Origin of the sequence: Corynebacterium sp. ACRQK (assembly GCF_022345965.1) — a bacterium.
GTDB lineage: Bacteria > Actinomycetota > Actinomycetes > Mycobacteriales > Mycobacteriaceae > Corynebacterium.
Map to the genome: position 1 here is coordinate 82,866 of NZ_JAKRMU010000003.1, position 11,919 is coordinate 94,784.

Here is an 11,919-nt window from a genome sequence, read left to right on the forward strand (position 1 = left end):
TTAAGTGCGATCGTCCACGAACACCTTCCGGCTGGCCACCAAGCCCGCCGCCAGCAAAACGAAGTTGAACCCCACAAGAACTAACAGTCCAGGAGTCCAGGTCGCGGTGGCGTCATAAAAAGCACCAAAACCAAAAGGCCCGATGCAGGCGACCGTGTACCCGATGCCCTGGGCTCCGGAAGATAGAACAGCAGCAGCCTTCGGTTCGCGGGTGCGGGTGGCGATCAGCATCAGCCCCAACGGAAAGGTAGAGCACCCCAGTGAAACCAGTGAAATCCACACCACTGGCAGGCGCATCGGGTCGGTGATCACCATCAGCAGGGCGACGAACATGCAGCTGCACGACAGGATCGTCGCCCACGCCGCGCCGCGCTCGAAGCGCGAGGTCATCCACGGAACGATGAACGACGAGGCAGTTCCGACGAGCGCAAACACTCCGCCGATAACACCGCCGAACTGCGCTGACCCGCCGGATTCCACAATGATCTTCGGCGCCCAAGTGATGAAGCAGTAGGAAATGGAGGACGTCATGGCGAACATCACCACAATCCCCCAGCTCACGGGGTTGCGCCATATGTGCCGATACGCGCCGCGCGACTCGTTGTTTTTGTTCTTAATGACGCCCAGCAGCTTTCGCGGGTGCGCCTGTCGCAGCATCTCGCTGCCACGCTGGGCGGCGGTTCCCGGAGTCACCGAGAACACGAGAACTCCCCAACACAGCAACGCCAGAAACGGTGGGATCGCCCACACTCCAATCGCCACGCGCCACCCGCCGAGCTCGGCCAGCGGCACGGACACCACCGATGCGGTAGCCATGCTGACCTGTCCGACGGCCATGTATGCGATCGACATGACCGTGAGCTTGAACGGGAAATAGTCCTTAATGACCGCAGGTAGCAGGGTGTTTGTAATACCCACCCCGACCAGGCCAATCATTGTCCCGGCAAGGAACAGCAACTCGTTGGGCGCCGCAGTGCGCAGACCGAACCCGGCAGTCGCCAGCACCATGGCGGTGCTAATAACCGCGCGGAAGGACAGGGCCTTGGCTAGAGGGCTGGAAAGAACCGCGGCAACTGCGAACATGGCCGTAGGGGCCATGCCAACCAGGCCGATGAAAAGGTCTGAGGCGCCGAGGTCAATGCTGACTTCGTCGGCGATCGGCGGGAAAGCGCTGACGGGGCTGCGCAGGTTGGAGCTGGTCAACAGCACTGCAAGTGCGGCGATGAATGCTACCGCGGAGGGCACTCGGCGGGTCGCACTGGCCGCACTGGTCATCTTCGTCATTTTGTTCACCCCCGGTTCGTCTTAGCTTTGCGTCGGCGCCACTTTCTAGTCACGCGGGCGCGTCACACTAGCTACAAACCCTACTAGACCAGCAACCTCCCGCTACATTGCGACTGCAAAGGCAGGCACCAACACCATGGAACACTTGATCGTTTTCGACCTGGGCGGCGTACTGGTTCAGCGCCGCCACACCCTGCGCGAGCTCACCACCGTGATGATCCGCCACGCCAACATTCAGTCTCGCTCCAACAACGGCAGCCAGACCAGCGTTCCCACCATCATCACCGACCCGTTTAGTTTCGAGGCAGCATACGGCCGTTACCGCGAAAGCTACAGCCTGTCGATGGGGCCGAACGACTATTTCACCACGCTCTGCCGAGCTGCTGGCGTGCAGCCCACAGAGGAACTGATCGCGGAGCTGTTGGAGACCGACACGCGCCTGTGCTCCACCGTGAATGCTTCCGTGCTTAACCTGCTAAACCACCTGAATGCCATCGACCAGCCATGGGGCATCTTCAGCAACGCACCGCGCCCGGTCATGGAGGCCGTGATGGATCAGGTTTGGACGAACACCGCGGCCGTCACCTGTTTCTCCCCCGACCTGCGCTTCACCAAGCCCCACCAGGGCGCATTCCGCCGCTTTGAGCAGGCCGCGGCTGCAGCCGGCCACGAGTACGCTTCCCTGATCTACTTCGACGACCGCCAGGCAAACCTGGATGCTGCCCAGCGCCGTGGTTGGGAGGCCTTCCCCTGGCGTGGAGTGGAGTCCGTCCACGAGGTACTCACGCCTATCACCGGCCTGCGCCGCGCGGACTAGCCCGCTACTTCTGCACCGGCGCCCACTCCGGGCCGGTCTCCGCCAGCTCCGGGTCGAGCTTCGGGAACAGCGGCTTGGGCTTGTTGAGCTGTGTCCCCGGCTGAATCTCCTGACGTGCCCACGTGGCCTTTTGCTTAGTGTAATCGCCCATGATGACCGGGTAGGTGCGCCCTTCTTCGGGCAGCCCGACGCCCACTGGCTCCCGCGGAGAGTCATCCGTTACCTCGATAACCTCCGGCTGCGCAGCCCAAATGCCCTCGCCGCCGAGGGTTTCGAAGATCTTTTGCGCAGAGAACGGTAGGTAGGGGGTCAGCAGGGTATTCACGTCGGAGACGACCTGCAGGGCGGTGTACAGCACCGTGGCCAGGCGCTCACGCTGCTCCTCGTCCTTTGCCAGTTTCCACGGCTCCATGGCCGCGATGTACTGGTTGGCGCGTCCCGCGATACGCATGGCCTCGGTGATGCCAGCCTTGAAGCGGGAGAGGTTGATGTTATCTCCGACATGCTCAAAGGCCTTAGCGGACTCGGCGAGTAGCGCCTCATCTTCTGCGGTCAGCGGCCCCGGGGTGGGAACCTCACCGAAGTTCTTGTAGGCCATGGAGACGGTGCGGTTCACCAGGTTGCCCCACTCGTTGGCGAGTTCGGAGTTGATACGGCGGACGAACTCATCCCAGGTGAAGTCGGTATCAGTGGTCTCCGGGCCAGCGGTGGCGATGAAGTAACGCAGCGCGTCGGGGCCGAACTCCTTTAGGAAGTCGCGCACGTAGATCACCACTCCCTTGGAGGAGGAGAACTTGGAGCCCGACATGGTCAGAAACTCAGAGGATACGACCTCCGTCGGCAGGTTCAGTGCCGGTTCAGCGAGCTCGCCAGCCTCGCCCCCCTTGGAACCCTGGCCGCCGTAGCCCAGCAGCTCTGCCGGCCAGATCTGAGAGTGGAAAGTGATGTTGTCCTTACCCATGAAGTAGTAGGACAGGGCCTCCGGGTCATTCCACCACTTCCGCCAGGCATCCGGGTCGCCGATACGCCAGGCCCATTCGATGGACGCAGAGAGGTACCCCACGACGGCGTCAAACCATACATAGAGCTTCTTGGCGTTGTTGTCCTGCCAGCCTTCGACGGGGATCGGCACGCCCCAGTCGATATCGCGGGACATGGCGCGCGGACGGATGTCTTCCAGAAGGTTCAGGGAGAACTTCAACACGTTCGGGCGCCAGTCGGTGCGGCCCTTCAGCCAGGTGGTGAGGGCCTCTGCCAAGGCGGGCAGGTCTAGCATGAAGTGCTCGGTGTCGATGAACTCCGGCGTTTCACCGTTGATCTTGGAACGCGGATCAATCAGGTCCTCGGGATCCAGCTGGTTTCCGCAGTTGTCGCACTGATCGCCGCGGGCGTCATTGGCACCACAGATCGGGCAAGTGCCCTCGATGTAACGATCCGGGAGAGTACGACCCGTGGACGAGCTGATGGCACCGCGGGTGGTCTGAGTGACCATGTAGCCGTTGTTGTACAGGCCGGTGAAAAGCTCCTGCACGACCGCGTAGTGGTTGCGGGTGGTGGTGCGGGTGAACAGGTCATAAGAAAGGCCGAGGCCCGCGAGATCCTCGACGATGATGCGGTTGTAGCGATCCGCCAGTTCCTGGACGGTCGTGCCTTCCTTTTCCGCCTGCACCAGCAACGGGGTGCCGTGCTCGTCGGTGCCCGAAACCATGAGCACCTCGTTGCCAGCCATTCGCTGATAACGTGCGAAAACGTCCGAAGGCACGCCGAATCCGGCGACGTGGCCGATGTGGCGAGGGCCGTTAGCGTAGGGCCATGCAACTGAGGTGAGAACTCGTTTCGACATAACCCTTAGATTAGGTGATCCCCTACCACGACGCGAAAGCAGCCCGGCTTAGGAATGCTCTGCGTTGCCGTCTGCGACGGCCTGCGGAACATCGCTCCCGCCGTAACGACGGCTACGCTTAGCGACCTTAGCTTCGCCCTGCTGGTTGATACGACGCTCGCGAGCCATACGCAGGGCGTATTCCCGGTGCGCCTTTTCGTCCAGGTACAGCTGGTCGTTAGACAGAGCCTTGTAGATGGAGAACATCAGGGCGATAATCACCAGCAAGAACGGGCTGGCGGCGATGATCGTCACGTTCTGCAGGTTGGTCAGCGCCTCGTCACCACCGGTAAGCAGCAGCATCAGGGCGATCCCCGCGGTGAGCGCACCCCACAGCACAGTGACGCCACGGTTGGCGACCAGCTGTCCACGCTGCGACATGGAACCCATAACGGTGGAGGCGGAGTCTGCGGAGGTAATGAAGAAGGTCGCCAGCAGGATCATCGCAACGATGCTTGCCACCTGGCCCATCGGCAGGGTTTGCAGCAGGTTGAACAGCTGGCTGGTCGCCTCGCCATCACCCCAGATGGAGTTGCCGGTCTCCTCCGCGTTGATCGCGGCACCGCCAAAGATAGAGAACCAAATGATGGTCACAATAGTTGGGACCATCAGGATCACGCACACGAACTCGCGAATCGTACGTCCGCGGGAAATGCGGGCAACGAACATGCCGACGAACGGAGACCAGGAGACCCACCATGCCCAGTAGAAAATGGTCCAGGTACCCAGCCACTCATCCGCACCATCGCCAGAGTTAGCGGTACGGGCAGCCATCTGGAAGAACTGGGACAGGTAGTTACCCAAGGAGGTCGGTATAAGGTTCAGAATCACCACGGTTGGCCCGACGATCAGGACGAACAAAGCGATGAGACCGGCCAGAACCATATTGGTGTTGGACAGGTACTGAATGCCCTTGCCCACACCGGAAGCGGCGGAAGCCAGGAAGCAAAGACCCAGGATCACGATGGTGCCGACAATCACCCAAGTACCGGGGTTGGAAATCAGGCCCGTGGCATCCAGGCCGGCCTGAATCTGCACGGCACCCAAGCCCAGAGAAGCTGCGGTACCGAAAACCGTCGCGAAGATGGCGGCAATGTCGATGATCTTGCCCAGCGCGCCCTCGGCGCGCTTCTCCCCGATCAACGGAATAAACGCCGCGGACAGAAGCTGCTTGCGCCCCATACGGAAGGTGCCATATGCAATGGCCAGCGCCACGATGGCGTACAGCGACCACGGGTGCAGGCCCCAGTGGAACAGCGTGGAGGCAAAGGAGCTGGCCACATCGTTCTCCTGCGCCCCCGGCACGCCGTCGCGGTAGTACGTCAACGGCTCGGTCACACCGTAGAACATCAGGCCAATACCCATGCCCGCGGCGAACATCATGGCCACCCAGGAGATGCTGTTGAACTCCGGCGGCTCGTTATCCTTGCCCAGGCGAATGTGCCCGAACTTACTGAACGCAATGAACAGAATGAACCCGACAAACACCGTGCCGGCGAGGACGTACAGCCAGCCCCAGTCACCTACGACATAGCTCAACGCCGTCGAGGCGAAGGCGGCGAAGCTATCGCCACCAAATACGCCCCACAGCACGACAGCCAGGATGAGGGCTGCCGCACAGCCCGTGACTACCCAGTCGATGGACTGTTCCTGATCAGCCTCAGTCGGTGCTACTTCTTCTCTTGATACAGTCATTCCTCAATATTGGGGGGTATTGTGGGGGCTTTTCAACCGCGCCGGTTCCCCAACCGCGCCCAGATGGCGCTCTTAACCCCTACCTCAACCCCTCATAAACCCCATCTCACCTGGCTTTATACCGCACAGAAGCCAACCACCGCGCTGCCTGGTCAAACTTTTAAAAAACTCTAATTTTTCTCGCGTCCGCGCAGCACAGCTTCATAAAGCTCACGTTTGCTCACACCCTTGGCCTTTGCCACGTCTCCAGCCGCCGCCTTCAGACGCTCCCCCTCCGCCACTTTCTGCTCCACCAACTCGACCAACGATTCCACGTCCGGCTCCGCCTGCTCGTCCGCGGCATCCACCACCACGCAGATCTCCCCCTTCACACCGCTCTCCGCCCACTCGGCCAGCTCCCGTAGTCCGCCGACCTTCACCTCTTCGAAGGTTTTCGTCAGCTCACGGCACACCGCCGCCTGTCGGTGATCCCCCAGCTCTTCGGCTGCCGTTTGCAGAGTCTTGGCCAGCCTGTGCGGGGATTCAAAGAAGCAGACGGCGTAGGGGGCGTCACTAAAGGAACCAAAAAACGAACGCCGAGCGCCGTCCTTGCGTGGTGCGAAGCCCAGGAACGCGAAGTGCCCCACCCCCAGGCCGGACAGTGCCAGAGCGGTCGGCACCGCAGAAGGGCCCGGCAGGCATGTCACGGGCACTCCAGCGCGACGGGCAGCGACGACCAGCGGGAACCCGGGATCGGAAACGGAGGGCATGCCGGCGTCTGTCACCACTAGCACGCGTCGGCCCTGCACTGCCTGCTCGACGAAGAACTCCGCCCGCTCGGCCTCGTTGTGGTCGAAGTTGGAGTAGATTCGACCGGAAATCTCCACTCCCAGCGTGTCCGCGAGCGCCCGGGTGCGGCGAGTATCCTCCGCGGCCACGATGTCTGCGCTGGCCAGAGCGTCGATCAGCCGCACCGAAGCATCCAGCGGATTGCCCAGCGGCGTGGCCGCCAAGATGATTCCCCCCTGTGGCAGAGGTCGATTCTCGGCGGCGCGGGCAAGTAGCGCAGCGGCTGCGTCTGCGGGGAGAGTCTTGGCTTCTACAGGTTCACTCATACCCGCCAGTATGCCCGCCAGTGCGCCCGATTGTCCGGAGCTTCTACTACAGTTGGCTTTCGTGCCGACCACACCGACTCCCCCTCTAGCGGACAGCCATGAAGTGTCCGCCGACCAGCACGACATGACCGACGTGACCCGTCGCGTGCCTACCGCTGCGTCCGGCCGGCGCGCGTTCGCCTTCACCCGGTGGAAGGGCATCCTGATTGTCCTCGGCCTGTTCGGCGCGCTCAGTCGCCTGCTCATGCTGCAGCGCCCCACCGACGCGGGCACCCCGGTGTTCGACGAAAAGCACTATGTGCCGCAGGCCTGGCAGATTCTGCAGAGCTGGTCTAACCCACTAATCGGTGGCATTGAGGACAATCCAGGCTACGGTCTGGTCGTCCACCCGCCCCTGGGCAAACAGTTCGAGGCGCTGGGCATGGCCGTGTTTGGCTACACGCCATGGGGGTGGCGAATCATGTCCGCCCTGCTGGCTGCGGTGACGATCCTGCTTATTGCCACGATTGCGCGCCGAGTGTCAAAGTCCGACCTCATCGGCTTGTTCGCCGGCATTATTGCCCTGTGCGACGGCATCCTTTTCGTCACAGGGCGCTCGGCAATGCTGGACCACTTCCAGGTGTTTCTGGTGTGCCTGGCGACATATTTCGTGGTGCGAGATGCCGAGCAGATGGAGGCTCGCTTCCAGCGCGTCTGGGCCACTGGACGCATCCACGATTTCGCCCTCGGCCCGCGCATGGGCTATCGCTGGTGGCGATTCGCCGCGGGCGTGGCGCTGGGCTTGTCGCTCTCGGTGAAGTGGAATGGCCTGTACTACATGGCCTTTTTCGGGGTGACGATTGTTACGGTTGATTATTTTCGACGCCGCCGTTTCGGCGTGCGCCGTCCCCTTTTAGGAACCGCGTTCTTCGACGCTCTGCCTTCCTTCTTCTCCGTGGTGATTGTCCCCGCGATCCTGTACCTGGTCAGCTGGCGGGCGTGGTTCGCCTCCGAAACGGGCGTGTTCCGCCACGCCGTGGAGTCCGAGCAGTACACCAACACCGCCGGGGATTGGTTCTGGTCCTTCCTTCCAGATACTCTGCAGAACTTCATCTACTATCACGTGTCCGTCATGCGCTTTCACACGGAGCTGACGAACTCTAATGGCCACCACCACAACTGGGAGTCCAAACCGTGGTCCTGGCTGGTCTCCAGCCGTTCGCTGATGTACTACAACCCATCCAGCGACGAGGGCATCCACAAGGTGATCCTGCTGGTTGGTACGCCCGTCATCTGGTGGTTCTGTGTCCCCGTCATGCTGTGGGGGCTGTGGTGTTTGGTCGTGCACAAGGATCGCCGGTGGGTGGTGCCCGTCATCGGCTTCGCAGCTGGCTTCCTGCCTTGGCTAGTCAACCTGGATCGCCAGATGTATCTGTTCTACGCGGCTAATTTGGCTCCGTTCCTGGCGATTGCGCTGGCCATGGCTTTGGGGCAGCTGCTGCGCTGGCAGCGCCCGGGCGTTGCCGCCCAGCCGCACTCCTCCCCCAAAACCTTTGTGAAAGCTCGCCCTGGCCAGCTGCTGGTAGTAATCTACCTGATGCTGGTGGTCTGGAACTTCCTTTATTTCCTGCCGATCTACACGGCAACTCCGCTGTCCGATTTCGCCTTCGATATGCGGATGTGGCTGCCTTCCTGGCGCTAAACTCCCGGCGCTAGTCCCAGCCCCGCGGGCGCGGCTGACCAAGCTCAAAGGTGGAGTTACGTCGGGCGTCGCTGGGGCTGAAGTGCACCGGCTGGGCCATCAGCGCGCGGAAAGACTGCTGCAACGGCATGAACACGTTTTGCCTACCGGCCCACACCACGACCAGGGCCACGACCGCTGCAAGATGCACCAGCAGAAGCCATAGGGTAGTCAGGCTGCCTTCTTCCCCGACCATGCTCAGCACGATCTCCCGCGTTGCGAACCCTAATCCGAAAGCCCATAGCCCCAGATAGATAGGCAAAACCGCCGAGGCCGCCTTCGGGCGCCAAGCTGCCCACAGAAGGCCACCGGCCAGTGCAAAGCGCATCGTTGCCGCGTCGGAGACCAGACGGAGTTGAGACGAGTCGGCGTCATCCCCAAGGGGCGAGCCAAACAACATCGACAGGCCCCACACAACATAGACCAGCGCCACGATGACAAGGGCGGAGCGCCCAAAGAGCAAAGGCAACTGACGGCGGCGCAGTCCCCCGCTGATCTGTGGATTGTGATCGGCCTGCTCAAGAACCTGCGCGAGGAGCGCGGCCTTCCGGTCGTCGTTCGGTTCCGCCTGGGGCGCGTCTTCCTCCGGGGTGGCGGAGACGTTCATCCGGCGGCCCAGCGCGGTGACGGTGGAATACCAGCGCTGACAGTCTTCGCAGGCGGCCAGGTGCGCATCGACCAGATCGTCGGGCAGCTCTGCAGTTTCGCCGTCGAGCCGGGCGGACATCGAGGTCCTGACCGCTTGACAGTCCATGCTCTTAATCCCGCCTCTTGCGTGCTTGACTTAACTTCAGCCGAAGCGCGACAGCGCCTTATCCAGGCTCGCGCGCCCCGCGCCGAAAACAACAATCATCATAAGCGAGACGACCAGGAGCATCACAAACTCCATGCCCCCATCGGTGACGAAAAAACCGTTGGACCAGTGCACGAAGTACAGCACCAATGCGCTGTAAATGGCGAATAGTCCGGCGACTGCCGTGGTCAGCAAACCAACGATGAGCATTGCGCCGCCGAGCATCTCGAAGCTGGCGGCCGCCCAGGCGCTGACTTTCGGCTGCGGAATGTGCAGGCGGTCGAAGGTGGCGATGGTGCCGGTTACTCCGCTCATGCCGTCGATAAAGACCTTCTTCCAGCCGTGGGCAATGAAGATCACGCCGGTGACAAGGCGCAGTAGCAGCAAAGCCGCGTCACGCGCTGCAGGGTAGTTCAGCATGTGGAAGGTTTTACCCCTAGACCGCGCGGATGCCGGAGCGCGGATCGATGTATTCCTCGTCCGAGCCGGAAGCGGATGGTCCGTTCGTGTCCGGACCCCCACCCGGAAGGTCGAAGAAGTCGCTGCCGTCGGCGTACTCCAGGTTGCTGAAGGCCGGGTCGTCTTCGTCGGTCTCCAGGATCACGGCGCCCGGGCGGATCAGGCGATCCGGCACGCCCAGCTCGTCATCCTCCGTGTTGCGAACACCCAGGCGGGCGCGGCGCATACGCACCAGCCGGCGGTGGCGCAGCTCGCGCTCCTCGATGGCTTGGCGGCGGAGCATCACCAGGTAGAAGGCAGTGAAGGCAACCATGGCCACGAAGGTCAGCCACACGCCGCTACCCAGAGCCAGGCTGGCGCCGAAGGTCAGGGCGCACAGTGCCAGCAGCACCAGCAGCACCTTCTTGCGGCGGTTCTGGCGCTCGCGGGCCAGGCGCGCGGAGGCCACTGGGTCGTACACGCCGCGGCCGCGACGGGCGGCCAGGTACTTCAGATCGGCCTCGCTCAGCTCGTCGGACTCCTCGAGGATGTCCAGGCTCTTGTCCGCCGGAGGTGCGTCGACGTGGTCTACCAAATCTGGTGACGCCTTCACATCCCCACCGCGCAGGTACTCAGTCGGGACTGCGGCGTATGCGGCTTGGCGGGTGCTTTGCTCTTCGTTCTGCTCTGCGCGCTCCGTGGATTCATCGGAATCAGAAGACTTAGTGGCCTCAGCGCCAGTCTCCGCAGCTTCAGCACTCATCTCCGCCGTCTTGATCGGGGAGAACTCGCCGGTATCCATCTCATCCTGAGCGGTGTAGCGCACTGCACTGCTCGTCGATGCTGCTGCCACGACCTTCTCGGAGCCCTCATCGGCTGCGTCAGCGTCGTCAGTGGTCGCGGCCGCCTGCTCGGGCGCTTCGGTGGACGTTGCCTCAGTGGTCTTCGCCTCGGCGTCTGCCGCTTCGGCGTCCACTACCTCGCCGTCTACCACCTCAGCGTCCTCGCTGCCCTCGCTGCGCTCACTGTGCTTGCTGTCCTCGCTCCGCTCGCTGCCCTTCGTGGTCATCAGCGCCCGCAGTCCACGCGGCTTATCCGACGTCGCGCCGGCTGTGGAATCTTCGTCTTCTAGCAGAACATACTCCGGCTCTGCGTCGACCAGCTCCAGCTCCTCGTCATCGGAGGACATGTAGAGCCCTTCGGCCGGCTTGAGCTTGCGTTTCGCCTTCAGCGTGCTGCCTCCTCGGTGCAACACGCGGGTTTCGCTCAGCGCCTGGGCAGTCCGTCGCACGGGTTTCTGGTTGCGCAGCAGAAGCGGCGCCAGCAGCACCAACCAGACCGCGGCAATGAGCAAAAGGGAGCCGGACACGTGTATCAGTTCTCCTCGAAGTTTGGGAAGTTTATGCGGGCAGCGTGAGTGGTCAAGTGCTTGCCACGCTACCCGCGCAACCCCTATCTATACGCTCGCCACGCCGAGGCTAGTTTCGGTTCACAGCCAGTCCCAAGATTCCGTGGTTTACCAGCCTGCGCACCACCCCGTCCGGCGCCGTTTCTTCCTGCGTCTGTGCCACCAGTAGGTGGTCCCGCCATTCGCCGTTGATGTGCAGGTTTCGCTGTAGCTGTCCTTCGATGCGGAAGCCGGTTTTCTCTAGCACTTTTCTGGACGCCACGTTCTCCGGCATGACCGTAGCCTCTATCCTATGCAGCCCCACTGCCTGCATCCCCAAGTCCACACCCAGCGCTACCGCCGCAGTAGCCACGCCATGGTCTTGGAACCGCGAGTGCACCCAGTAACCGATCCAGGCACTGGAGACTGTTCCGTATTGGATATTGCCTAGCGTCAGTTGGCCCGCGAACTTCCCATCGATGTCGATGACCATCGGCACCAACAGGCGGTCGGCGGACAAGACCTGCAAATTGTGGAAGGTCTGCCGCCAGGCCTGCGGGCTGTGCGCTGCAGCCCAGTCTCCCGGCACCGTCGGTTCGAAGGGTTGCAGTAGCTTCTGGTCTTCGATCCGCGCGGCGCTCCACTGCGCCCCGTCGGTGGCGCGCACGGGACGCAAACTAACCGGCAAGGCGGCCGTGGAGGCGTCATTAAGAGTTCCGTACATATGCCCACGGCTCAGAACGGTCCGGGTGTGCTGCTCGGGCACCGCAGCAGGGGCGAAGGCGGCGCGCAGTCGGTGAAGCACGAGC

General features: G+C 62.4%; 10 protein-coding genes. 2 read left to right on the plus strand and 8 right to left on the minus strand.

Annotated elements, in window-relative coordinates; all coding sequences use genetic code 11:
• A complete protein-coding gene (locus MHX63_RS04550) occupies nucleotides 1-1,284 on the minus strand; it encodes a CynX/NimT family MFS transporter (protein WP_239387433.1) in 1,284 nt (427 codons plus the stop codon).
• Between the two features lie 136 nt (nucleotides 1,285-1,420).
• On the opposite strand from MHX63_RS04550, the gene MHX63_RS04555 reads away from it, so the two are divergent.
• Nucleotides 1,421-2,101 (plus strand): HAD family hydrolase, encoded by a 681-nt coding sequence (locus MHX63_RS04555; protein ID WP_239387434.1) that lies wholly within the window; start codon nucleotides 1,421-1,423, stop codon nucleotides 2,099-2,101.
• 4 nt (nucleotides 2,102-2,105) lie between these two features.
• On the opposite strand, the gene metG is transcribed toward MHX63_RS04555, so the two are convergent.
• The 3 genes from metG to rsmI all read right to left on the minus strand — a co-directional run bounded on the left by metG (nucleotide 2,106) and on the right by rsmI (nucleotide 6,772).
• Nucleotides 2,106-3,944, minus strand: coding sequence for a methionine--tRNA ligase (gene metG, locus MHX63_RS04560; RefSeq protein WP_239387435.1), 1,839 nt, complete (start codon nucleotides 3,942-3,944; stop codon nucleotides 2,106-2,108).
• 48 nt (nucleotides 3,945-3,992) lie between these two features.
• On the minus strand, nucleotides 3,993-5,678 hold the full coding sequence (locus MHX63_RS04565; RefSeq protein ID WP_239387436.1) for a BCCT family transporter: 1,686 nt from the start codon (nucleotides 5,676-5,678) through the stop codon (nucleotides 3,993-3,995).
• 170 nt (nucleotides 5,679-5,848) lie between these two features.
• Nucleotides 5,849-6,772, minus strand: coding sequence for a 16S rRNA (cytidine(1402)-2'-O)-methyltransferase (gene rsmI, locus MHX63_RS04570; RefSeq protein WP_239387437.1), 924 nt, complete (start codon nucleotides 6,770-6,772; stop codon nucleotides 5,849-5,851).
• 10 nt (nucleotides 6,773-6,782) lie between these two features.
• Here rsmI and MHX63_RS04575 point away from each other — a divergent pair, with 10 nt between their 5' ends.
• On the plus strand, nucleotides 6,783-8,453 hold the full coding sequence (locus tag MHX63_RS04575; RefSeq protein WP_370643978.1) for a dolichyl-phosphate-mannose--protein mannosyltransferase: 1,671 nt from the start codon (nucleotides 6,783-6,785) through the stop codon (nucleotides 8,451-8,453).
• A gap of 10 nt (nucleotides 8,454-8,463) precedes the next feature.
• On the opposite strand, the gene MHX63_RS04580 is transcribed toward MHX63_RS04575, so the two are convergent.
• The 4 genes from MHX63_RS04580 to MHX63_RS04595 form a co-directional block, all read right to left on the minus strand.
• On the minus strand, nucleotides 8,464-9,246 hold the full coding sequence (locus MHX63_RS04580) for a zf-HC2 domain-containing protein (protein ID WP_239387438.1): 783 nt from the start codon (nucleotides 9,244-9,246) through the stop codon (nucleotides 8,464-8,466).
• Between the two features lie 36 nt (nucleotides 9,247-9,282).
• On the minus strand, nucleotides 9,283-9,705 hold the full coding sequence (locus MHX63_RS04585) for a DoxX family protein (RefSeq protein WP_239387439.1): 423 nt from the start codon (nucleotides 9,703-9,705) through the stop codon (nucleotides 9,283-9,285).
• Between the two features lie 16 nt (nucleotides 9,706-9,721).
• The gene (gene glpR, locus MHX63_RS04590; protein WP_239387440.1) at nucleotides 9,722-11,092 is read right to left on the minus strand and encodes a gephyrin-like molybdotransferase receptor GlpR; all 1,371 of its coding nucleotides are present in this window, start codon (nucleotides 11,090-11,092) and stop codon (nucleotides 9,722-9,724) included.
• A 109-nt stretch (nucleotides 11,093-11,201) separates the two neighbouring features.
• Nucleotides 11,202-11,915 (minus strand): GNAT family N-acetyltransferase, encoded by a 714-nt coding sequence (locus tag MHX63_RS04595; RefSeq protein WP_239387441.1) that lies wholly within the window; start codon nucleotides 11,913-11,915, stop codon nucleotides 11,202-11,204.
• Nucleotides 11,916-11,919 lie beyond the last annotated feature (4 nt).

Excerpts from the sequence above, each read along its gene's own strand:
- metG (WP_239387435.1), bottom strand. The coding sequence starts at position 3,944 with ATGTCGAAACGAGTTCTCACCTCAGTTGCATGGCCCTACGCTAACGGC.
- MHX63_RS04575 (WP_370643978.1), top strand. The coding sequence starts at position 6,783 with ATGCCCGCCAGTGCGCCCGATTGTCCGGAGCTTCTACTACAGTTGGCT.
- MHX63_RS04565 (WP_239387436.1), bottom strand. The coding sequence starts at position 5,678 with ATGACTGTATCAAGAGAAGAAGTAGCACCGACTGAGGCTGATCAGGAA.
- MHX63_RS04555 (WP_239387434.1), top strand. The coding sequence starts at position 1,421 with ATGGAACACTTGATCGTTTTCGACCTGGGCGGCGTACTGGTTCAGCGC.
- MHX63_RS04585 (WP_239387439.1), bottom strand. The coding sequence starts at position 9,705 with ATGCTGAACTACCCTGCAGCGCGTGACGCGGCTTTGCTGCTACTGCGC.
- rsmI (WP_239387437.1), bottom strand. The coding sequence starts at position 6,772 with ATGAGTGAACCTGTAGAAGCCAAGACTCTCCCCGCAGACGCAGCCGCT.
- MHX63_RS04550 (WP_239387433.1), bottom strand. The coding sequence starts at position 1,284 with ATGACGAAGATGACCAGTGCGGCCAGTGCGACCCGCCGAGTGCCCTCC.
- MHX63_RS04580 (WP_239387438.1), bottom strand. The coding sequence starts at position 9,246 with ATGGACTGTCAAGCGGTCAGGACCTCGATGTCCGCCCGGCTCGACGGC.